We start from the raw sequence: 21713 nt of genomic DNA, 5'->3' as shown, positions 1-21713 counted from the left end.
CAAGCTCTATTCGTCAGCATATGGAAACATTCCTCTTCCGTCAAGCCTAATCCCTCTTGCTCGGGCCTCGCCCCGTTCCCGAAGCTGCCAGGAGCAGCCAGGAAAAGAGGACGATCATGCCGGTCCAGGCCCAGGCGAGCCGGCTGTCACCGTTGCTTACAGCAACGTAAATCGCTGTTGGCAGCGTCTGTGTCACCCCGGGAATGTTGCCGGCCACCATCCACGTTGCACCGAATTCGCCCAATCCTCTGGCAAACGCCAGAATATAGGCCGAGACCGCCGCACGCCGCACGAGCGGCAGCGTAATCCAGCGGAACACCTGCCATTCGCCGGCTCCGGCCGAACGGGCCGAATCCTCAAGCTCGGCATCCACCGATTCGAACCCGACGCGCATGCTTTGATAAACCAGGGGAAACGAAACCACGATCGCCGCGATGACGGCGGCCCCCCAGCTGAATACGACCGGTCTTGCAAACAGCCATTCCGCCGCCATCCCTACCCAGCTATTTCTGCCCAGTATAACGAGCAGAAGAAAGCCGACAACCGTCGGCGGCAGGACGAGCGGAAGCATAAGCAGCGTTTCGACCGCCGTCTTGCCGGCAAATCGGCGCCTCGACATCCACCGGGCTGCCGCAGTACCTAGTATAAACGTAATGATGCTGGAGAGCAGTGATGTTTTTATCGACAGCCACACCGGCATCCAGAACATCTCGGCTTCCGTCACGGCGATTCCTCCACCACGTCGAAGCCTGCCTTCTGAAATATCGCTTTCACTTCCGGCGTTTTCATAAAAGTCAGCAGCTCGCTTGCCTCCTCCGGATGCTTGGCCTGTACCGGCACGGCTGCGGGGTACTCGATCGGCTGATGCAGGCCCTGATTGATCTCCATGGACAATAAGGCTTTCGACGAATGGGTCAAATCCGTTTTGTAGACGAATCCCGCATCCGCATTGCCAGACTCCACGTAAGCCAGCACCTGTGACACGTCCTTGCCGTACACGGCCTTGGACTCCACCTCGTCCCATAGCCCTTCATGCTGCAGCGCTTCCGCAGCGTACTCGCCGGCCGGAACGGTATCGGGCTGACCGACCGCCACAATCCGGACATCCGGTCTTAACAGCTCGTCCAGCTGTTTGATGGAAGGCTTCGGCCCAGGCTCAATCAGCACAAGGCTGTTCCGGAACATCAGCTGAACCGAGTCGGCCTTTACAATCCCCTTATCGACAAGACGATCCATCGGCTCCACTGCAGCGGATACGAATAAATCGACAGGGGCTCCTTGCTCCAGCTGCTGGCCCAGAGAGCCGGAGCCGCCGAAATTGTACCGGATCCGGACATGGGAATGCTGCTCTTCGAACAGCCGCCCTGCCTCCTCCATACTGTCCTTAAGACTTGCGGCTGCGGATACCAAGAGCTCCACCGGTTCTTCCCCGCCGGACGTCATATCTTGAGCATCATTTCCCGAAGAACGACCGGAAGCGCATGCCGATAGCAGGAGCAGCACCGCTAACAGCGCAGTGATCATGATCGGCCGTTTCGGGAAGGTTCCGCGGCCGGCCATGTCAGGAAACCACCGCAGCGCCGATCAGATGACTAAGGCTCTTCATCTCAAGCTCTTCCAGCTTCTGCAGGGCACGTTCAGGATCCACGGCCAACCGGCATAGATCCAGCTCGCATTCCATCGGAACCTCGCAGTGGATCTCGGCAAGCTGACGGGACAGATGAAGCATATCCAGATCGGCTTCAATCTTGCTCCGAACCCCCTTCGTTAGGGCATCCAGATTTTCCAGTATCCCTTCCACCGATTCATATTCCTGAATCAGCTTGACCGCCGTCTTCTCTCCGATCCCGCGCACGCCCGGGTAGTTGTCGCTGGTGTCGCCCATAAGCCCCTTCACATCAATGACCTGCTTCGGCAGGAGGCCTTTCTCTGCATACAAAGTTTCCGGAGTATACACCATATAATTGCCGTGGCCTTTTTTCATAATAATGACGGAGGTGGATTCGTTGACAAGCTGCAGCAGATCATGGTCCCCTGACAAGATCATTACCTTCATGTCACCGCCGAACCGTCTGGACAACGTTCCGATGCAATCATCGGCTTCGTAGCCCTCGACCCCCAAATTCGGCATTCCGAGGCATTCGGTCACCTCTCGTACGAGGGAAAACTGGGGGATCAAATCATCCGGCGCATCCGGACGGTTCCCCTTGTACATCGCAAACTGTTCCGAACGGAACGTTTTCGATCCCATATCCCAGCAACAGGCGACATGGGTCGGGTTGAATTTATCGATTGCATCCCATAAATAACGCAGGAATCCGTAGACCGCATTGGTAGGCAGACCGGATTTCGTACGGCGAATGTATCCGCTGGATGCGGTAGCATAATAAGCTCGAAATAATAAAGCCATCCCGTCTACGAGCATTAAGGATGGTTGTTGATGGGGTATCACGTAATATCGCTCCTAACTGTATACTTCTGTTATGCATGGGTTACCATCATGATTCCTTGCCATTATACCATATCAGCCTCGGATCTTGGGCTTGTCTAAAGGCGTTTCTTTGAATTTACTGCCCATTCCTTTCATCCGGGTGGCATCTGAAGACCAGCCTGGTTCAAAAATCCGCAAAAAAGAAGCATCCTTTGGTCTCATGACCTTAAGATGCTTCCTCGTTGTATCCCGCTGATAGGGCTAGGCTGCCGGGGCCGGGTGACTCCGTTGGCGGCATGATGCTCCATCTACCCCAGCACCAGCGTTCAGCTTTGAGACGATTTCGGATTTCGATTGATGTCCGGGTTGACCGGAGGGTTCTTATACCCGCCGCTGACTCGGTGGGGCTGCCATCCTACTTGCCCCAAGCCTCCTGATATTGCTCGGCCTTAAAACCAACCGTCACCTGCTTGCCGTCCGTCACGATCGGACGCTTGATCAACCGGCCGTTGCCGGACAACAGCTCGATCTTCTCATCATCGGAAAGACCCGGCAATTTATCCTTCAGGTTCATTTCCTTGTAAACCTCGCCGCTCGTATTAAAAAACTTCTTCAGCTCCAGCCCGCTCTTGGCAACCAGATCGGCCATTTCTTCCTTGCTTGGGGCCTCTTCAAAAATATTTTGGAGCTCAAGCTCATAGCCTTCATTCTGAAGCCATTTCACGGCATTCCGGCATGTGCCGCATTTCGGATATTGGTATACCTTCAATTTGCTCATACGTTATGTGCTCCTTCTTATGTCGTAAAAACTGCTAAGATCTTGCCCTTTCAGCCTCCTGAAGCCATGCTTTCAGCCGATTCATATCATCCGGCAGCGGTGCGCGGAACTGGACCGTCCGTCCATCCATCGGATGCACAAGCGTAAGGCTCGAGGCATGAAGCGCCTGTCTTCCGATTCTCTCGTCCAGCCTCGCCACCTTCTCATATAGCACAGGCGGTAGCGGGTCCGTATTTGCGGAGGATGCCCATTCCGCCCCCGACACCCGGCTGTAGACCGGATGCCGGTACATCGGATCGCCGATCAGCGGGCAACCGATGCTTAGCATATGCACCCGAATTTGATGCGTTCTGCCGGTCTCCAGCTTCAATTCAACCAAGGAAGCGTCGCGGTATGCCGCAACCTGCTTGTAGCGGGTCAATGACGGGTAGCCGCTCGGCGTAACGATCCGCCGGTGAGGCTCGAGCGGGTCCCGATCGATCGGTCCGTCAATATCGCCATCGGCGGGCTCAGGTCGTCCATGAACGAAGGCGACATATCTTTTATCCACGGTCCCGGCGATCATTTGCTCGGAAATATGCTGATGAACATAAGGGTTCTTGGCAATAACGAGCACCCCCGATGTTTCCTGGTCCAGACGGTGCACGGCCCGGAAGCGGTAGTTCCAGCCCTTCTGCAGCCAGTAATGAACGACGCCGTTGGCCAGCGTATCCGTATAATGCCCGTGCGTCGGATGTACAATGACCCCTGCCGGCTTGTTCAGTACAAGGATGAATTCGTCCTCGTACATAATGTCCAGATCCATCGGCTGCGGCAAAATATCATCCGAGCGCTCCTGCTCCATGCGGATTTCAACGACATCTCCTGTCTTAACCTTGACGCTGATGTACACACGCTCGCCGTTGAGCATGATCCCCTTTTCGGTGAGCTTAAGCCGGGAGAGCAGCTTCCGGGATACCCCCATCCGCTGTTGGAGGATCGTCTTTAGCAGCATGCCCTCCTCATGCCCGGATATGACATACTTGATCGGCGGATAATACGAGTCCATCAATTATCGAAACACCTTCCCGCTGCGCTCGTACTCCACATCCGGTATTCCCGCACGGGCATTCGCCGCGCGCGCCGCCACGAAGAAATAATCCGACAGCCGGTTCAGATAACGGCGTACCTCCGGATTACTCTCAATGTCGCGCTGCAGCGTAACGGTCAGCCGTTCCGCCCGGCGGCAGACGGTCCGGCATACATGGAGGGCGGCCGCCAGCGGGCTTCCTCCCGGCAGGATGAAGCGTTCCAGCGGCGGATTGCCCTCCTCCAGCTCATCCATCCACGTTTCCAAATGATCGACCAGGCCGGTTTTCACCTTGTATTTATCCTCGCGTGGCCTTGCATAAGCTAAATCCGAGCCGCAATCAAACAGCTCATGCTGGATCTGGACCAGCTGCCGGGCCAGCTCCTCGAACCCGCTCTCCTTCGCCAGGCACACGGCCTGTCCGGTAAAGCTGTTTAATTCGTCAATCGTACCGTACGCTTCGATCCGCGGATCATCCTTAGGAACACGTCCGCCGATAATGGAAGTCTCACCGGCATCCCCTGTTTTCGTGTATATCTTCATTTACGCGTCTCCTCCTTATCCCGATTCAGGCAGCTTTCTTATATATCATCTTATTATGCTCAACTATAGCACAACCCGGTGCAACTTCCCCAATCGCTTCAAGCCAAAAAGGAATGCCCGGATGCGAATAAGGCTGCTCTCGCGGGTAATTGGATCACCCACAGAACAGCCTTATCTTTATATATTTCATGTATCAGGATACTCGCGTTTATAATTTCTTTTTCGGGTTGGCTTTCATGTACTCGTTAATCTTCAAATCCAGCAAACTGCTGATTTCGATCACGATCTCCGAAGTGAAGGACTGTTCTTCAAGAAAAATCTGCTCCATCTTCCGGCGGAGCATGTGAATTTCGTCTTCCAAGGTGATTTCCTGAGGAGTGGATTTCGCTGATTTCATTGACCATTTACCGTGATCATTGTCTTCAGCCGTATAATCACCACGGTAATTTGACAATTCATAATCACAAAACACTGGTGATCCCTCCTTGGAAAGTAAAATTCTGCTCCCAAAATAAAATTATAACATATTTCTGACCAATGAAAAGTAAAACTTTTGTTAATTCAAGGAAAACGTACAACGAATTCCTTGCTTATATTAATTTTTCCATAAACTTTCCTATACGCTCCAACGCTTCGTTCAGCTGTGATATGGATGTTGCATAAGAGCAGCGTATAAAGCCTTCCCCGCCCGATCCGAAAGCCGTGCCTGGAACGGCAGCGACCTTGGCCTCTGTCAGGAGCTGCTGGGCGAAATCCTCCGATGTTAACCCCGTCCGCTTGATGCTTGGGAATGCGTAGAAGGCCCCTTGCGGTTCATGGCAATCCAGCCCGACCTCACACAATCCCTTGACAATGAGCCTGCGCCGCTGATTATACGACTCCACCATGCGATCCTTCTCGCCCATACCGTTGCGGAGCGCCTCCAGCGCGGCCACCTGTCCCATCGCAGGCGCGCACATGACGGTGTACTGATGGATCTTCAGCATGGCAGCAATCAGATCGGAATGCGCGCACACATATCCCATACGCCAGCCCGTCATTGCAAATGCCTTGGAAAAACCGCTGACGAGAATCGTGCGGTCTTTCATGCCCGGAACCTGGGCAAAGCTGACATGCTTGCCTTCGTACGTTAACTCGGCATAGATCTCATCGGAGATGACGATCAGATCATGCTTCTCCACCACTTCCGCAATCGGGAGCCAATCCTCATAGGTCATAATAGCCCCTGTCGGATTGCTTGGATAACACAGAATCAGTATTTTCGACTTCGGCGTAATCTTCGCCTCGAGGGCCTCGGCCGTCAGCTTGAACTGATTCTCGGCCTTCGTCTCGATGCCAACCGGCACCCCGCCGCCCAGCGAGGTAATCGGAGAATAAGAAATATAACACGGTTCAGGTATCAAAATTTCGTCACCGGGAACGATCAAGGCCCTAAGCGCCAGATCGATCGCTTCGCTTCCGCCGACGGTCACAATCATTTCATTCGCAGGGTCGTAAGCGACATGGAAGCTGTCGTTCAAATATTCCGCAATCGCTTCGCGCAGCTCCGGCATGCCCGCATTGGACGTATAGCCGGTAAACCCGCGCTCAAGGGAATAAACGCAGGCTTCGCGGACATGCCACGGAGTTACGAAATCCGGCTCGCCGACTCCGAGCGTGATGATATCCTTGTTGCCGCTGACCAGATCGAAAAACTTCCGGATTCCCGAAGGCTGAATATTTCTAACACTCGGCGCCAGATAGGAGCTCATCGATTTCCTGTTTTGTTCTGCAAGCTGCTGTTCGTTCACAATCATAGCACACGCTTCCTTTACGGCGAGATCAGGAGACGGTTGTCTTCTTCACGCTCTTCAAAAATAATCCCGTCTTGTTTATATTTTTTCAAAATAAAATTGGTTTTGGTCGACAGTACCGAATCAATCGGTGACAGCTTCTCGGACACAAAATTGGCCACTTCGCGCAAATTGGCGCCTTCCACTTCAACCAGCAGATCATACGCGCCGGACATGAGGTAGACCGACTTCACTTGAGGGAACAGATAAATCCGCTCCGCAATGCCTTCGAAGCCTCTTCCGCGTTCAGGCGTAATCTGTACTTCGATCAGCGCCGTTACCTTCTCATCCTCAACCTTGCCCCAATTGACAACTGTCGCATATTTCACGATCACATGATCCCGCTCAAGCTCTGCAATGGAGGTCTTTACTTCTTCCTCATCGACACCAAGAAGGGTTGAGAGCAAAGCCGGCGATCTTCTCGCGTCCTCTTTCAGCAGGTCAAGCACCTTCAGTTTCAATTCGCTTAGCTCTTCCATATACGTATCCTCCAGCACTTGCTTTCGATCCCTTCATCAGCTGCAGGGTTCGGAAGCAGAGATTAATACCTATATTACAATAACTCACATGGGATGTGCAAAACAAAAAAACCGACGGCTGCTCCCGCGAAAGCTGCAGCAAGAACCATCGGTTTTTATGCGGGGAAAAGCATGGCTGCATTTAGGATAGCGGCGGAACGTTTGCCGCATGGGAAGCAACATTCGGCTGGTGTGCGAACGGACCCATCGCTGCGTTTTTTTGGCTGATTAGATCCCGCGCTTTTTGGACGGACTGCTGTGCCTGCTTATACTGCTTGTCCACATCGACCTTCAGCGCATATGATCCGGCGGAATACATGTTTTGCTGTTTCATCAGGCTGTATAACTCCCCCTGCAGCTTCAACGTGTCCGCAGTCAGGCTCTCGAACATTTGCCGGACGGCGGGGCAGGATGACTCCGTTGTGGCCGTCGTATATTCGCGAACCGTTCGCTTCAGCTCACCCAAAATCGTGCTGAGCATATCCTGTTCCGGTAAAAATGAAGCATTGCCCATGGATGCCATTAATAATCCTCCTTATGTTCATGTGCTCGAAGTATTTAAGGTTGAGGTTACTGGGGCTGTGCAGGCGCGATTCCGCTGTGTGCCTGGAGCGAATTCACCAGGGTATCCATATGCTGCTCGTGACGGCTTGCAAACCCCATCAGTGCCTGCTGGATCGCAGGATTCTTGCTTGCCGCCGCAGTTGCCGCGCAATGCTTGGCCAGCATCGCTTCATTCGATAGGCAATCCGCGATATAGTCCAGCTCTTTGAAGGTCAGCGGCTCCATTTGATGATTGGATGTCATGTCGTTGTCATTCTCCTTTGCCATAAAGTATCGCAACCCTAGTATGCCTCGGGCAATAAAAACTATGTTCCGGGCCTCATAAATCCCCGACAGGAATCCAAAACTAATATGGATCGCCCCATACGTTTTGAAGGAGGAAGCACGAAGGACATGATATTGACCGGCGGCACCACCCCCTGGACATTTTTACACAACAAGCCCATAGCGAAATACCCCCGTTTAGAAGATAAGATCCATTGCGATGTTCTTGTGATCGGCGGGGGCATCAGCGGAGCGGCCATGGCCTACGTACTGACGAAACAGGGTGTGGACACCGTGTTGTTGGAAAAAGGGCGCGTTTGCGGCGGCAGCACCTCGGCCAATGCGGGACTTCTGCAGTTCGCCAACGACCGGATGCTTTCCGAGCTGATTCAGCAGTTTAACGAACAGCAGGGCAAGGCCTTTTACCGGATGTGCAAAGATGCGGTGAAACGACTATCTGATATAGCCGGAGAGCTATCCATCGATTCATCCTTCACGGAAAGAAACAGTCTCTATTATGCGAGCACGCCTGAGGATGCCGGCAAGCTTCGGCATGAGTATGATATTCTGAAGCGCTGCGGCTTCGATGTGGAGTATTGGGACCGCCAGCGAATCAAGGCCGCCTTTCCTTTCGCAAAGGAAGCGGCGCTATATACCCGTGGAGACGCCGAGGTTAATCCTTACCTTCTCGGACACGGCATACTGAAAGACGCTAGCCTTCAGGGGCTCCGGATTTATGAGGAGAGTGAAGTCCTGGATTGCCTATATACCGACAGCAGCGTAGTGGCCCATACGCAGCGGGGGGCGGTGGCGGCTAAGCAGGCCGTATGGGCTGGAGGTTATGCCATGCAGGATTGGAAGCCGGACCGTCAGGTGGTGCTGACCAACACGTATGCGATCATGACCGAGCCGGTATCCGATCTATCTTCTTGGCACGATCAGGCGTTACTGTGGGAGTCCGGCAATCCCTATCTCTATTTCAGAACAACGCCGGATCACCGGATTATGGCCGGCGGACTGGACGAGCCTCCCCCTCCTTCCGGCAGGCCGTATCAGTTCATGAAGGAACGAAGCGACAGGCTGCTGAAGGAAATCGGCCGTATGTTCCCCGAGTTGGAAGGCGTAAGAATGGCTTGCGCCTGGGCGGGGATCTTCGCGTCTACGAAGGATGGCATGCCCCTCATCGGACGTCATCCCGAATACCCGAACAGCTATTTCATGGAGGTATACGGCGGCAACGGTACGGTATTCAGCATGATTGCGGCAGAGCTCCTGGCTGAAGCCATTGCAGGCCGTGAGCCCGAAGCGCTGGCGTGGCTGTCCTTGACCCGTCCGGTCGAGATCAAGAACGAATAGACATGCTGGCCAATGCAGCAAAGGGTATCCCGGGCACGAACCCGCGGATACCCTTTTTTTTGAATGACTGATTCCCCGTGTTTCCTAGTCGGCTTTCCCAGTATAGGTCGCTTGTTTGTCCCCGGTAAACAGCTTCCGCATAAAGATCCATGAGCCGATCGGCGAAGCGCCCAAAAACAAAAGCAGCAAGGTAATCGTTAACGTATCCTGCCGTATGGACAACACCATGATAAAGACCAAAAGTCCTGCGATTCTCCCCAAAGTGAGGCTCAGCTCCCGAAGCACGACAAGCTCCACCCGCTTCTCCACGTTTTCCCGGTTAAGTCCCATCAGATCGAAGCTTACCGATACGGACGGCAGCATGTACAGCGGGATAAACAGCGAGGTACCGATACCAAGCACCAGCAGGGTCGTATAATTGACATCCAGAAGCAAAGGCATAATGACAAGCAGCATACACGCTGCGCCGATGAGCATACCGGTTTTGCGGTACTTCGGCTTGAACCATTTCCCGCATATCCAGTAGCTGACTAGCGAGACGGCAGAGGTGATTAGCGCGAATTGGCCGAGCTTGGCCTCACGGTCGGTAGCGACAAATACGAGCAGGGTGATGAGAAAGGAAAATACCCCTTCCCGCATCCCCTGCACGGCAAGCCCCCATACGGCATATTTCCACACTCCGCCTTCCTTTAACCGGTGATAGGCTTCGAGCCAATGGTAGCTGTCCTGGACCGGACGCTTGTGCAGAAAAAAACTAAGAACGACCGTTACGCCGTAAATGATCATCGAGACCGTGAAAATAAACCTGTAGCCGGACTCTCCGTGCATAATCGTGATGATCCAGCCGGCCAACCACGGCCCGATAATGCCGGTGATGGAGCCCAGCAGCCCGATCCAGCCATTGAACCAGTCCCGGTTCTCCGCGCTGGACACTTCGAAATAGACGACATTAAAGGCCAGCCAGAACAATCCCAGCGATACGCCGAACAGCAAGCCGAGGGGCCAAATGTAATCAACGGCTTGACCTCCTGCCCACAGCACGCACATATAGAATATGCCGGAAACGGCAATTCCGAGGCGGAGGGCATTCATCTTATTGTGCTCCTTCACCCATTTCCCCGCAGCCCAGAAGGTAAGCCCCAAAGCGACTTGCTGGGCAATCGTAAACCAGCCAAGCATCAAATAATCCTGCCGGCTCTTCCACAGGTACACGTTCAGGAATGTGCCCGACAGCGCGCTCGATAGAATGAAGAGGCCATGAACGGAAAGTAGAAGGATAGCCTGGGGGTCCTTTGTCCATTTCATCTGCAGTTCCTCCCTTGCCAGTTACACTGAAAGTCCTCGGATATTTTACCCTTTCCGTGCCCGCTTCATAACGAAAAAAGGGAACCGCTCCTTAGCGGTTCCCTGTAACAAGCCCTAAGACGGGCCATTTCGCCTATCCTTACGGCTATTCCTTTTTCTGGATGAAGCTTCGAATCAAACGCAAACGGTCGTCCTCGGCCAGATTGTACTGTACCTGGAAGCAACCTGGACACACGTAGACGTTCATGTCGAAAGGCGGCTTCAGCACCGGTCCTTGCAGCAAGGAGGCGACAGCCGGCTGGAATCCCTCTTCCGTCACGCGCTGCGTGCCCGCATGGAGCATATACTCCCGGCAATGGAAGCACTCCGGCACCTCGTCCTGCTCGTCCAGAACCGCTTCCACGGCCTCCTCGAATGCAAACAAATCATGATCCTCTCCGTACTTATCCACCGTTCGCAGCGAAGAGAGGTTCTCTGTATCGGATCCCCATATGCGGTGAAGCTCACGCTTCTCATCTTCGGAGATATCAAAGGATTCTTCGTCCACTTCATCCAGATCCGCCGGATCGGCTTCCTCATCCTCCCGGTCAATGGAAATGCTGAGGGTCCGGTACCCCTTCAGCTCGTTGGAGCAGTGGGGACATGTATCCTCGGGACCGATCTCTTCGTCCCACACAATTTCATTTTGACACCATGGACATACCGTTGGCTCCATCGTTACATTCATTCCTTTCCTAATTAAAGCGGCCCATGATAGGTCGGTTCATATATTTTACTGGGACATCAAATAAACGATGCCCCCCACAAAGAAGATCAAGGCGGCCGCAAACAGCACCCGCGGCAAATATTTCATCGTACTTTTCCTCCCGTACTAGCAGCCCTACGTAATACTGGCGCCGATAATGTAAGATAAAGATACGGTGATCAGCAGCACAATTAAGCCGACGGCACGGTTATCCTTGCCGATTTCCTCATCAACGGAGAATACCGGAGTAAGGAATTCCAACAGCAAATATGCCGCCAACAGCAGTATAAACCCTAAGAACGACCATTTAATCATACCGTAAATGGAGGTGTTGGCCGTAATGCTGTAGCGCATAACATTGCAAATACCGAATACCTTGCCTCCCGTTGCCATGGCTGCGGCCACATTACCCTTGCGTATTTCATCCCAGCAGTTGTACTTGGTGACCAGCTCAAAGCAATACAGGTACACGATCAGCGCTAATATGGCCACCGAAAAATACCCGACAAGCACGCCCAATGGGTGGGTCAGCAAATGATCAATCGCTTCCATCATTCCCAATAGTTCCTCCCCGAACCTCGGCGGGACTCTGAAGACCTGGTGAGGTCAAGAATCCCGCCGGACTAATCCCTATGGTGTATTGTATACGTATGAAGGAGAAAACGGTTCCTGATTTTTGCTCTTCCTTATTTCAGCTCGGCAATCGTAACGCCGGTTCCGCCTTCACCGTAGTTGCCGAGGCGGTAGCTTTTGACATGCTTATGCTTGCGCAAATATTCCTGAATGCCTGTTCGCAATATCCCCGTACCTTTGCCATGAATGATGTAAATCTGGCCCAGGTTGCCGAGGAACGCCTCGTCGATAAAGCGGTCCACCTCGATTAACGCTTCCTCCAAATTGGCGCCGCGAAGATCAAGCTCATTGCGGATATTTGCATCACGCGTTCGCTTGAGCACCGTGGCATGCTGCTTCTGCGCCTGTTTGGCGTTTGCAGCCGGATTGGACAGCAGCTCCAAATCGTCGAGCCCGACCTTCATCTTCATGATGCCAAGCTGCACGATCGCTTCCTTCGATCCTGCGAGCTCCACCACATGGCCTTTCTGGTTCAGGCTGTACACGCGGACCTCGTCACCGGCTTCGATACTGCGCTGCTGCTTGCTCTGGCGCTGGGCCCCCGGCCTTTTGCCCTGCTCGGGCTCGGCTTCCTCCAGCCGCTTTCTGGCCGCGATCAGCTTATGCTCCTTAACCGATGCCCCTTCCTCCTGGGCCAGCTTGCGCAGATCCGATATGATCTGTTCCGCCTCGGAACGAGCTTTATCGACAATCTGCTTCGCTTCGACGCGCGCTTTATCAACCAGCTTATCGCGCTGGTCCTCCAGCCGCTGAAGCTCCTCACGATGACGGGCGCGCAGCTCCTCCATTTCCTTCCGGACCTGCTCCGCCTTCTCGCGTTCAACCTCGGCAGTATGCCGGTTTTCCTCAAGAGAGGCAATCATATGCTCGACCCGCTGATCCTCTTCCTTCACTTCACCCCGGGCAAATTCCAGAATGGAGCCCGGCAGACCGAGCCGTTCCGCAATCGCAAAAGCGTTGCTTCGTCCCGGCACGCCGACGAGGAGCCTATAGGTTGGGCTCAGCGTGTTGATGTCGAATTCCATGCTGGCGTTAATAATGCCCTTCCGCTCGTAAGCGTAGGCTTTCAGCTCGGAATAGTGCGTTGTGGCAATCATGCGGCAACCCATGGAATGGATATGCTCGAGGATCGCGATCGCGAGGGCGGAGCCCTCCGCCGGATCTGTACCTGCCCCTACCTCGTCCAGCAATACTAGGCTTTTCGGGGTCATTTGGGTCAAAATGCGAATGATATTGGTCATATGGCTGGAAAAAGTACTCAGGCTCTGCTCGATGCTCTGCTCATCCCCGATATCGGCATAAATCGCATCGAATACGCACATCTGGCTGCCTTCCTCGGCCGGAATGAACAAACCGGACATCGCCATCAGATTGAGCAGCCCGATCGTTTTCAGCGTAACGGTCTTTCCTCCGGTGTTGGGGCCGGTCACGATGATCGAAGTATACGAATTGCCCAGCTCGACATCAAGCGGCACGACCTGATCCATCGGAATTAGCGGATGGCGGCCTTTGCGGAGCTTGATATATCCCCGGTCGTTCATTCGCGGCAGCGAAGCCTTCATGACATGCGCCAAGCGGGCTTTGGCAAAAATAAAGTCCAGCTGGCCGACCAGATCGACGTCAATCGCCAGCACGTCGGCCTGCTCGCCGACCTGTGCGGTCAATTTTTGCAGGATGACTTCAATTTCCCGTTCTTCCCGAATCCGGGTCTCCCGAAGCTTGTTGTTCATGGCCACAATGGATTCCGGCTCGATAAACAGGGTAGCGCCGGATCCGGATTGGTCATGGACGATGCCGCCAAAGTATGAACGGTACTCCGCCTTGACCGGAATGACAAAACGGTCGCCGCGGATCGTAATCAGCTGATCCTGCAGCATCTTCGCCACCGATTGGGAGCGGATCATCGATTCCAGCTTCTCCCGGATCCGCACCTCGCCGTTTCGCAGCTCGCGCCGAATCTGGGCCAGCTCCGCGCTTGCCGTATCCAGCACCTCGGCCGAATCGTCGATGCATGCCCGGATCGCATCCTCCAGCGGCTTCTGCTCCGAGATCAAATCGCTCAAATGAAACAGGATGTCGATGGGTTCATCCTCATGGATGCCTGCGATGAAACGCTTAATGCGCCGCGAGCCTAAGATGGTGTTCGCCGTGGCTAACAGCTCATGCGGATTCAGCGTCCCTCCGATCCGCGCCCGCTTTAATGCGTCATTAATATCCGTAACGCCGCTGAAGGAAGGCGTTCCCTTCAGCCGATCGACGGTGTACGCCTGGTCGGTCGCCGCGAGCAGATGCTTCACGTCCTCAAGCTCCGCAACGGGCCGAAGCTGCTCCGTTCTCTCGGCTCCCATCGAGGTCTGGGTATACTGCGACAATGTATTTAAAATTTTTCGATATTCCAACGTTTGCAAAATCTTGTCGTTCAAGAAGCTCACAACTCCTCTCAATCAATGCATATATTATAACGAAAGCCATGGAAATTCGCCATGGAAACCAAAATCCTTCCACACATAACCGCAGGCTCAATTGAACAAAATAATTTCTGCGTAACATTCTTAGTCCTATTTCTAAGGAGGCAAGTACCATGCAATTCCTCGGGCACGTCGTTCGATTTATCGTTGCCGCGCTTGTACTTATGGTCGTGGGATGGATTGTTCCTCAATTCACCGTCGGCGGATTCGGAAGTGCGCTCTTGCTTGCGCTGGTTATCGCTCTGTTTGGCTGGGCGATTGAGGGGATCTTCGGCAAGAGGGTCACCCCGTTTGGACGCGGGATCGTAGGCTTTCTCGTGAGCGCCCTTGTCATTTACCTTGCCCAATTTATCGTTGGAGGCGTCAGCGTCTCCGTATTGGGCGCTCTAATTGCCGCGCTCGTTATCGGGATCATCGATTTGTTCATCCCGGTCGCCACACCGTTTGAAGCCGGCAAGAGCCGCCGCAAGAATTCGTAGCACACACCTGCGGCTAACCGCCCTTCTTCGAAAGTACGGCGGATATTTCTCAGCACCCCCCTGTTGCCACTAACAGGGGGGTGTTGTCCTGTTCAGACATATTTTTAAGCGCTGAGTTCACCAATTTTTCATAACAGCGATGTGCATGCCCGCTCTTTCTGCGCTATGATAAAAAACAGATAGGTAAAGTTCACCAATATTTCATAGTCGGGAGAGATCATAGTGAAAAAAGCGATTGCACTGCTTATATCTTCTATGCTTCTGCTTGTGCTGGCTGCATGCGGCGGCGGAAATCAGAATGAATCCGCAGGAGATTCGGGCATTACCGATACAGGCGTAGCGCCGGAAGCTGAACTCGTCATCAAGGGAACGAACTTCAAGTTCGACCAAGAGGAATACCGTCTGAAAAAAGGGGTTCCCGTCAAAATTACGTATGAGAACGAGGAAGGCAATCATGGGGTCATGATCCCGGCTCTGGGCCTGCAGCTTGACCGCAAAAACAACTCCACGGTCGTTACCCCGGACGAAGCGGGCGAATTCGAAATTTCTTGCTCCATTATGTGCGGAAGCGGCCATGGCGCGATGATCTCCAAGCTTATTGTTGAAGAATAGCACCAGCAGCAAGACGCAAACAAAACCTCCGGATTGCCAGAGAGAACTTCCTCTCTGTGCAACCGGAGGTTTTTGCCGCTGGTAAGAATGGGATGATTCCACAACCGTACTGATCAGAATACGGAAGCAGACCCTCGGATTATCGCTGGTCCTGCTCGATCAGTTCAATCCATTCATTATATTCGACTTGAAGCTTGGCGTACTCTTCCTTCAGCTTCTTATGTTCTTCTTCAAGGTGGGCGGTTTGCTCCGCCTTCAGCTCCTGTTCGGCCTGCAGCAGCCGGTATTGATGCATAACGAGCTCATACTGCTCGCCCAGCTCGGCGTACTGCGCCTCGGCATCCTTCTTCTCGCTCTCCATTCGCTCGCAGGCTTCCTTAGCTGAAGCGATTTCTCGCTGCCAGGAAGTCAGCTCCTCTTCCAGCGCGTCCCGGGATGTCTTCCATTCCTCGCGTTCGGCCTGAAGCCGCTCCGTCTCTTCCGCGAGCTGGTCCCGCTCCGCCATCCACTGCTCGCATTGCTCCTGCCAGTGAGCCGCCCGTTCCTCTGCCTCTCTTAATCGCTTCGCAAGCTCCTGACTGTGCTCCTCGCTTGCATTTGCCTTGCGGCGAAGCTCGTCCAGCTGACTTGAAAGCGTATCGTATTCCTCCTCGAGCATCGCATAGAGCTTATGCGTTTCTTCCTCGCGGCTCTCCGCTTCCTTGCCCAGCTTCTCCAGCTCGTCATACCGGTGCTGAAGCTCGAGCAATTCCTGCCGGGCCGCATTGCGATCGGCATTCGCGCGTTCGGCTTCGTCCTTCAGAACGCCGATTTCATCCTGGAGGCCTCTCATGCCTTCCTCCAGGCTTTCGTTGCCTTCCATCAGCTCCACAATCCGCATCTCGAGCTCGCCGGTCTCCACTTTACGCTGATCGGCCAGCGTACGCCAAGACTGAAGCTCCTGGCTCAACCGCTGCAGCTCCTCCTGCTGCTTCCTCGAAGTCTGATTCGCATCCACAACGAGCTTCTGAAGGCGGCGCCGCTCCTCTTCCGACTTGGCGGATTCGGCTTTCAGGCTGTCCCGCTCCTCGCTCAGCTGCTGCACTTGACTCCGAAGCTTCTGCAGCTCCTGCTCGGCGCTCTTGACCTGCTGCCTTGCCTGAAGCAAATCCTCCTTCAGCTTCTGGGACTCGCTCTTGACTACGCCCAGCTCCTTCTCGGCCGCTGCCAGGCGCGACTGCAGCTGACCTCCCCGGCTTCGCTGATCCGACAGCTGCTTCTCCAGCTCTTGTACGGCGGCTGTATGCTGCCGGTCTTTCTGAAGCGCCTCCTGCTTGAAGGACTCCTCCAGCTTCTTGGCATGCTGGGCATGCTTCTCGGCTTCCTCCTTGGCGGAAGCCTGATACTGCTGCTCCAGCTTCTCCAGCGCCTGCTTATGGGTTCCGTTCAATTGCTGCAGCTGGCTTTCATGTCGCCGCTTCATTTCCTCCAGCGCCTGCTGGTGCCGCCGCTCAAGCTCTTCGCGCTGCTTCTTCAGCTGCCCTTCCAGCTGCTGCTTATCCTGCTGCAGCTCAGACACACGCGCAGATTCCTTCTGCAGCAGCTCCTTGGTCCGCTCGGATTCAGCCGTCAGCGTCTCTTTCGCGCTCCGATATTCCTCAGCCAGAGCGGTCTGCTCCGCAAGCTTGCGTTCCATCAGCTCGCTCTGCTGGCGATGCCTTTCCTGCTGCTCAATCTGCAGCCCCTGAACACGCGCCAGCTCGGAACGCAGCTCGTTACGCTCCGCATTAAGCTGCTTAGCCTCATTCTGATAATGCTGCATCTGCAGCGCTTCTTCAGCCATATGTACCGCAGCAAGGACGGCAATTCGCGGAGTATCCAGCCGGGTGTGCGCCTTGGATATGGTGCGCATCCGTTCGTCCACATAGCTTGCGACCTGTTTCGTATAATCGCTGCTGCTGCCGACAAGTTTATAGGAAGTCCCGTAGATGTCTACGGTGACGCTTTTACGATCCGGTGTTGTCACGGTTGTGCCCTCCTTCTATTATGTGTGCAATCTATGATGTATTGGCCTATCCCTCTTCCTTCATTATATATGAGATCTCAAGTGCAGACGAATGGTAGAGACACAGACCGAAGCTTGATTTATGACAATAGCCGCTTGTGGTTATCATTATCTACCGAACGGGCGTCCGGATGCAACTCTTACGCAAAAATGCTGCGAAGAAACGCTCATGCTGCACCTTCCGGGACCGAGGATCGAAACAATCGCTTCCAAGCGATCTTAGGCTCGACCACAAAAAGCCCGCATCGAATCTCTGATGTGTAAAGGATTCGATGCGGGCTTTCACAATTCCTGCTATTTTCTCAATTCTGCGCCAAAAGTTTGCTGAAGCGCCGTTACGGCTTTTTCGGTTACCTGAGCAACCTCTTCATCGGTCAATGTCCGATCCTGATGACGGTACATCAGGGAAATCGCAACGCTCTTCTTGCCTTCGCCAAGCTTGCTTCCGGTGAAGACGTCGAATACTTGAACCTGCTGAAGCAGTTCACCGGCATTCTCACGAATGACCTGAATCAAGGAGCCTGCCTCAACCTCTTCATTCACCACGATGGCCAGATCCCGCTCCATACCCGGGAATCTCGGCAAGTCACGGTAAGCCACCCGGTCATTGGTCAGCTCATACAATGGGGCAAGCAATATTTCCGCAGCGTAGGTATCCTCCAAATCCAGCTCCTGCTGAAGCTTCGGATGGATTTGTCCCAGCACGCCAAGAAGCTGCTTGTTGCCTCCATGCTGGACGAATACCGATGCCGAGCGGCCAGGATGGAAGCCGGCCGGCTGGTTCGCCTCATAGCTGATCTGATCTGCGGCGATGCCGAGATAATCCAGCACGGTTTCGATCGCACCCTTCAGATCGAAGAAGTCCACCTTCGCCGGCTGCACATTCCACTGCTTCGCTCCTGTCCGGCCCGACAGCAGCAGACCCAGCACCGGACGCTCCTGCGGCTGCTTCGTCAGAACCTCCTCATGCGTGTGGAAGAGGTTGCCGATTTCGAACAACGCAAGATCCGGCTGCTTGCGATTGAGGTTGTAAGCGGCAATATCGAGCAACTGCGGCAGCAGGCTGGTCCGAAGCACGCTGCGGTCCTCGCTCATCGGCATCGCCAGCTTGACCGCTTTGCCCTCTTGCTCCAACGCGGTAAATCGTTCGGCCTGTTTCGGATGAATGAAGGAGTACCCAAGCACCTCCTGGAAGCCGCCATGCGTCAGCAGCTTGCGGAGCGAGCGGCGGATCGCCTGTGCTTTCGTAAGGGAGCCCGGCGTGGTCGGCCCTTCGATCGGCGTGGTCGGAATGTTGTCATAGCCGTACAAGCGTGCAACCTCTTCGATCAGATCCACATCCAGCGTAATGTCTCCGCGGCGGGTAGGGACTTGAACGTCCACCAGCCCTTGAGCGGCATCACCGCTTGCAAAATGCAGCCGGGAGAAGATCGTCTTCACCTCCAGCAGCGACAGATCGGTACCGAGATAGCGGTTCAGCTTCTCGAGCGAGAGCGTGATCACCTTCGGCTCGGACGCCGCTGATCCCGCTTCGGCAATTCCTTGATGCACCTTGCCCCCGGCATATTTCGCCATCAGGGAGGCCGCCCGGTTCAATGCCGGGATAACTGCCGCAGGATCCACTTCCTTCTCGAAGCGCGAGCTGGCTTCGGAGCGAAGCCCCAGTTGTCGGGATGTTTTGCGGACGGTGCCGCCGTCAAATTTGGCCGATTCGAGGAAAATGTTCACGGTATTGTCCGTAACCTCGGAATCCAAGCCACCCATAACGCCGGCAAGGGCCACCGGTTTGCCGCCGGACGCGATGACCAGCATATGAGGAGCAAGCGTACGCTCCTGGCCGTCAAGCGTCACCATCTTCTCGCCGGCTTCGGCCATCCGAACGTGCACGGCGCCGTTCTCCAGGCGATCCGCATCAAAGGCATGCAGCGGCTGTCCGTACTCCAGCATGACGTAGTTGGTAATGTCGACGATATTATTGATCGGGCGAATCCCTGCCGCCATCAGCCGGTTCTGCATCCACAACGGGGATGGAGCGATCGTAACTCCGCTAATATAGCGTGCTGCATAATGCGTGCACTGCTCCTTCGCGCCGATGGTCACTGCGATATGATCCGCTGCGCGCTCATGCACCTCTACGATGTCTTTCTCCGGCTCTGGCAGGCTCAGCTCCCGTCCAAGGATCGCGCTTACCTCGTAGGCTGCCCCGAGCATACTCAAGCAATCGGAACGGTTCGGCGTAAGATCCAGCTCCATCACCTCATCGTTCAAGCCGAGCACATCGACGATCGGCTTGCCGATCTCGGTATCGGCAGGCAGCACCAAAATTCCCTCCTGCAGCTCCTTCGGCAGCAGCTTATCGTTCATGCCCAGCTCCTTGGCCGAGCAGATCATCCCTTGGGACAGCACGCCCCGCAGCTTCGCTTTCTTAATGTCCAGGCCGCCCGGAAGCTTCGCGCCGACAAGAGCGACGGGCACTTTCTGTCCGGCGTCAACGTTCTTTGCCCCGCACACGATTTGCAGGTCTTCCTCCTGCCCCGCATCCACTACACAGACGTTAAGCTTATCCGCGTCCGGGTGTTTTTCCTTGCTCTTCACGTAGCCGACGACGACCTTGCTGATGCCCTGATTCCGCTTCTCGATGACGTCGATCTCGATGCCGGCTGACGTAATCCGCCCGGCAAGCTCCTCGGCGCTAACGCCCTCGAGCGATATATAATCGGACAACCAATCCGTTGAAACTCTCATTGTGTATTCACTTCCCTTATCTTGTTTAAGTTAGATCCGCGTGAACTGCTTCAAAAATGCCGTATCGTTGTTGAAGAAATGCCGGATGTCATCTACGCCGTATTTCAGCATGGCGATCCGCTCGACTCCCATGCCGAATGCAAAGCCGCTGTATTTTTCCGGATCGTAGCCGCCCATCTCCAGGACTTTTGGATGAACCATGCCGCAGCCCAAAATTTCGAGCCAGCCGGTATGCTTGCACACGCGGCATCCGCTGCCGCCGCACTTCACGCAGGACACATCCACTTCGGCGCTCGGCTCGGTGAACGGGAAGAAGCTTGGACGCAGGCGAATCTGCGTATTCTCCCCGAACATTTCCTGTACGAATTGCAGCAGCGTTCCCTTAAGGTCGCTCATCCGGATATTCTCCCCGATGACCAGACCTTCGATCTGGTGGAACTGGAACGAGTGGGTCGCGTCATCGTCGTCCCGGCGGAATACCCGGCCCGGGCAGATGATTTTAACCGGAACTTCCCCTTCCATCGCCAGCATCGTCCGCGCTTGCACTGGAGAAGTCTGGGTACGCATCAGCAAATCCTCCGTCAAATAGAAGGAGTCCTGCATGTCGCGCGCCGGGTGGTTTTTCGGCAAATTCAACGCCTCGAAATTGAAATAATCGGTCTCCACCTCCGGCCCCTCGGCGACGCGGTAACCCATTCCAATGAAAATGTCCTCGATATCCTGGATGACTTTGCTGAGCGGATGAATCGCGCCTTGCGCAAGCTTCCTTCCCGGCAGCGTAACATCCACCTTCTCCGCGCGCAGCCGCTCCTCCGTCTCCTGCTGGAGGAACGCCTCCTGCTTGCTGGCGATGACCTCCTCAATCGCTCCGCGGACATCGTTCGCCACCTGTCCGATCACCGGGCGCTCTTCGGCACTTAACTGGCCCATGCCGCGCAAAATTTCCGTCAGCGCTCCTTTTTTACCGAGGTACTTCACCCGCAGATCATTCAAGCGTTGCGGATCGCTTACGTCCTGCAACTGTGCTAATGCTTCTTGCTTTAATGCTTCCAATTTCTCTTTCATTGCTGTTCGCACACCCCTTCATGAACTCGTACTTGCCTTTTTCCTTGCAAATAAAAAAGGCCTTTTCTCCCAGAAAGGGACGAAAAGACCGTGGTACCACCCTTGTTAGCATACCAGCTTCTTAAGAATGCGGCTTGAACACACCGGCATTCCCTAATATAAGCGGACACATGCTCACTTGACCGACGTAACGAATCGGACCCGTTATCCCCTACTGTACGGCGTTCTGCCGTGTTCAGGGAACTGCTCCGGAGCGAACTTC

21 protein-coding genes are annotated in these 21713 nt (G+C 54.5%); 3 read left to right on the top strand and 18 right to left on the bottom strand.

Annotation, left to right across the window (positions count from 1 at the left end; genetic code table 11):
- Window positions 1-46: 46 nt before the first annotated feature.
- From modB to NST44_RS11555, 11 genes are all read right to left on the bottom strand, one after another.
- Window positions 47-724 carry a molybdate ABC transporter permease subunit gene (modB, locus tag NST44_RS11605; protein WP_007127274.1) on the bottom strand — a complete coding sequence of 226 codons (678 nt, stop codon included), beginning with the start codon at window positions 722-724 and terminating at the stop codon, window positions 47-49.
- The gene (gene modA / locus NST44_RS11600) at window positions 721-1560 is read right to left on the bottom strand and encodes a molybdate ABC transporter substrate-binding protein (protein ID WP_213613711.1); all 840 of its coding nucleotides are present in this window, start codon (window positions 1558-1560) and stop codon (window positions 721-723) included. Before modA ends, modB begins: the two co-directional genes overlap by 4 nt.
- A 1-nt stretch (window position 1561) precedes the next feature.
- Entirely contained in the window at window positions 1562-2425 is an 864-nt protein-coding gene (locus NST44_RS11595) for a 5'-3' exonuclease (protein ID WP_186332859.1), read from the bottom strand.
- 421 nt (window positions 2426-2846) lie between these two features.
- Entirely contained in the window at window positions 2847-3209 is a 363-nt protein-coding gene (locus NST44_RS11590; protein ID WP_007127271.1) for an arsenate reductase family protein, read from the bottom strand.
- A gap of 34 nt (window positions 3210-3243) precedes the next feature.
- Entirely contained in the window at window positions 3244-4257 is a 1014-nt protein-coding gene (locus NST44_RS11585) for an RluA family pseudouridine synthase (protein ID WP_340901432.1), read from the bottom strand.
- 3 nt (window positions 4258-4260) lie between these two features.
- Window positions 4261-4821, bottom strand: coding sequence for a cob(I)yrinic acid a,c-diamide adenosyltransferase (locus tag NST44_RS11580; protein WP_340899504.1), 561 nt, complete (start codon window positions 4819-4821; stop codon window positions 4261-4263).
- Between the two features lie 208 nt (window positions 4822-5029).
- Window positions 5030-5293 (bottom strand): aspartyl-phosphate phosphatase Spo0E family protein, encoded by a 264-nt coding sequence (locus NST44_RS11575; protein ID WP_007127268.1) that lies wholly within the window; start codon window positions 5291-5293, stop codon window positions 5030-5032.
- Window positions 5294-5411: 118 nt separating this feature from the next.
- A complete protein-coding gene (locus NST44_RS11570; RefSeq protein WP_028403780.1) occupies window positions 5412-6617 on the bottom strand; it encodes an aminotransferase class I/II-fold pyridoxal phosphate-dependent enzyme in 1206 nt (401 codons plus the stop codon).
- 14 nt (window positions 6618-6631) lie between these two features.
- Window positions 6632-7132, bottom strand: coding sequence for an Lrp/AsnC family transcriptional regulator (locus NST44_RS11565; protein ID WP_007127266.1), 501 nt, complete (start codon window positions 7130-7132; stop codon window positions 6632-6634).
- Between the two features lie 181 nt (window positions 7133-7313).
- Window positions 7314-7694, bottom strand: a complete 381-nt coding sequence (locus NST44_RS11560; protein ID WP_210094422.1) for a spore coat protein — start codon at window positions 7692-7694, stop codon at window positions 7314-7316.
- 47 nt (window positions 7695-7741) lie between these two features.
- Window positions 7742-7978, bottom strand: coding sequence for a hypothetical protein (locus tag NST44_RS11555; RefSeq protein WP_007127264.1), 237 nt, complete (start codon window positions 7976-7978; stop codon window positions 7742-7744).
- 150 nt (window positions 7979-8128) lie between these two features.
- Here NST44_RS11555 and NST44_RS11550 point away from each other — a divergent pair, with 150 nt between their 5' ends.
- Window positions 8129-9355: an NAD(P)/FAD-dependent oxidoreductase gene (locus tag NST44_RS11550; RefSeq protein WP_340899494.1), complete on the top strand. Its 1227-nt coding sequence runs from the start codon at window positions 8129-8131 to the stop codon at window positions 9353-9355.
- A gap of 84 nt (window positions 9356-9439) precedes the next feature.
- On the opposite strand, the gene NST44_RS11545 is transcribed toward NST44_RS11550, so the two are convergent.
- The 4 genes from NST44_RS11545 to NST44_RS11530 form a co-directional block, all read right to left on the bottom strand.
- Window positions 9440-10660, bottom strand: a complete 1221-nt coding sequence (locus NST44_RS11545) for an MFS transporter (protein ID WP_210094423.1) — start codon at window positions 10658-10660, stop codon at window positions 9440-9442.
- Window positions 10661-10805: 145 nt separating this feature from the next.
- A complete protein-coding gene (locus NST44_RS11540; RefSeq protein WP_040737785.1) occupies window positions 10806-11375 on the bottom strand; it encodes a hypothetical protein in 570 nt (189 codons plus the stop codon).
- Window positions 11376-11540: 165 nt separating this feature from the next.
- Complete coding sequence (locus tag NST44_RS11535; RefSeq protein WP_007127260.1) at window positions 11541-11960, bottom strand: DUF350 domain-containing protein; 420 nt, start codon at window positions 11958-11960, stop codon at window positions 11541-11543.
- Between the two features lie 131 nt (window positions 11961-12091).
- Window positions 12092-14461, bottom strand: coding sequence for an endonuclease MutS2 (locus NST44_RS11530; protein WP_007127259.1), 2370 nt, complete (start codon window positions 14459-14461; stop codon window positions 12092-12094).
- Window positions 14462-14619: 158 nt separating this feature from the next.
- Here NST44_RS11530 and NST44_RS11525 point away from each other — a divergent pair, with 158 nt between their 5' ends.
- Both NST44_RS11525 and NST44_RS11520 read left to right on the top strand, forming a co-directional pair.
- Complete coding sequence (locus NST44_RS11525) at window positions 14620-14985, top strand: phage holin family protein (RefSeq protein WP_007127258.1); 366 nt, start codon at window positions 14620-14622, stop codon at window positions 14983-14985.
- 222 nt (window positions 14986-15207) lie between these two features.
- Window positions 15208-15597 carry a cytochrome C oxidase subunit II gene (locus NST44_RS11520; RefSeq protein WP_210094424.1) on the top strand — a complete coding sequence of 130 codons (390 nt, stop codon included), beginning with the start codon at window positions 15208-15210 and terminating at the stop codon, window positions 15595-15597.
- 139 nt (window positions 15598-15736) lie between these two features.
- Here NST44_RS11520 and NST44_RS11515 read toward each other — a convergent pair whose 3' ends face one another.
- The 3 genes from NST44_RS11515 to pheS all read right to left on the bottom strand — a co-directional run bounded on the left by NST44_RS11515 (window position 15737) and on the right by pheS (window position 21451).
- A complete protein-coding gene (locus NST44_RS11515) occupies window positions 15737-17602 on the bottom strand; it encodes a hypothetical protein (RefSeq protein WP_210094425.1) in 1866 nt (621 codons plus the stop codon).
- A 333-nt stretch (window positions 17603-17935) separates the two neighbouring features.
- A complete protein-coding gene (gene pheT / locus NST44_RS11510) occupies window positions 17936-20386 on the bottom strand; it encodes a phenylalanine--tRNA ligase subunit beta (protein ID WP_340899485.1) in 2451 nt (816 codons plus the stop codon).
- A 30-nt stretch (window positions 20387-20416) separates the two neighbouring features.
- Window positions 20417-21451: a phenylalanine--tRNA ligase subunit alpha gene (pheS, locus tag NST44_RS11505; RefSeq protein WP_007127254.1), complete on the bottom strand. Its 1035-nt coding sequence runs from the start codon at window positions 21449-21451 to the stop codon at window positions 20417-20419.
- Window positions 21452-21713 lie beyond the last annotated feature (262 nt).

The sequence above is a fragment of the Paenibacillus sp. FSL W8-0919 genome (assembly GCF_038003785.1).
Classification (GTDB): domain Bacteria; phylum Bacillota; class Bacilli; order Paenibacillales; family Paenibacillaceae; genus Paenibacillus_AQ; species Paenibacillus_AQ lactis.
The sequence above is the reverse complement of the archived record's forward strand: the minus strand, read 5'-3'. Positions and strand labels throughout refer to the sequence as shown.

Bases quoted from the DNA above. Each gene is read 5' to 3' on its own strand.
- NST44_RS11580 (WP_340899504.1), bottom strand. From the start codon at position 4,821: ATGAAGATATACACGAAAACAGGGGATGCCGGTGAGACTTCCATTATC.
- NST44_RS11570 (WP_028403780.1), bottom strand. From the start codon at position 6,617: ATGATTGTGAACGAACAGCAGCTTGCAGAACAAAACAGGAAATCGATG.
- NST44_RS11540 (WP_040737785.1), bottom strand. From the start codon at position 11,375: ATGGAGCCAACGGTATGTCCATGGTGTCAAAATGAAATTGTGTGGGAC.
- NST44_RS11555 (WP_007127264.1), bottom strand. From the start codon at position 7,978: ATGACATCCAATCATCAAATGGAGCCGCTGACCTTCAAAGAGCTGGAC.
- pheT (WP_340899485.1), bottom strand. From the start codon at position 20,386: ATGAGAGTTTCAACGGATTGGTTGTCCGATTATATATCGCTCGAGGGC.
- NST44_RS11565 (WP_007127266.1), bottom strand. From the start codon at position 7,132: ATGGAAGAGCTAAGCGAATTGAAACTGAAGGTGCTTGACCTGCTGAAA.
- NST44_RS11525 (WP_007127258.1), top strand. From the start codon at position 14,620: ATGCAATTCCTCGGGCACGTCGTTCGATTTATCGTTGCCGCGCTTGTA.
- modA (WP_213613711.1), bottom strand. From the start codon at position 1,560: ATGGCCGGCCGCGGAACCTTCCCGAAACGGCCGATCATGATCACTGCG.
- NST44_RS11560 (WP_210094422.1), bottom strand. From the start codon at position 7,694: ATGGCATCCATGGGCAATGCTTCATTTTTACCGGAACAGGATATGCTC.
- NST44_RS11585 (WP_340901432.1), bottom strand. From the start codon at position 4,257: ATGGACTCGTATTATCCGCCGATCAAGTATGTCATATCCGGGCATGAG.
- NST44_RS11595 (WP_186332859.1), bottom strand. From the start codon at position 2,425: ATGCTCGTAGACGGGATGGCTTTATTATTTCGAGCTTATTATGCTACC.
- NST44_RS11550 (WP_340899494.1), top strand. From the start codon at position 8,129: ATGATATTGACCGGCGGCACCACCCCCTGGACATTTTTACACAACAAG.
- NST44_RS11535 (WP_007127260.1), bottom strand. From the start codon at position 11,960: ATGATGGAAGCGATTGATCATTTGCTGACCCACCCATTGGGCGTGCTT.
- NST44_RS11590 (WP_007127271.1), bottom strand. From the start codon at position 3,209: ATGAGCAAATTGAAGGTATACCAATATCCGAAATGCGGCACATGCCGG.
- NST44_RS11545 (WP_210094423.1), bottom strand. From the start codon at position 10,660: ATGAAATGGACAAAGGACCCCCAGGCTATCCTTCTACTTTCCGTTCAT.
- pheS (WP_007127254.1), bottom strand. From the start codon at position 21,451: ATGAAAGAGAAATTGGAAGCATTAAAGCAAGAAGCATTAGCACAGTTG.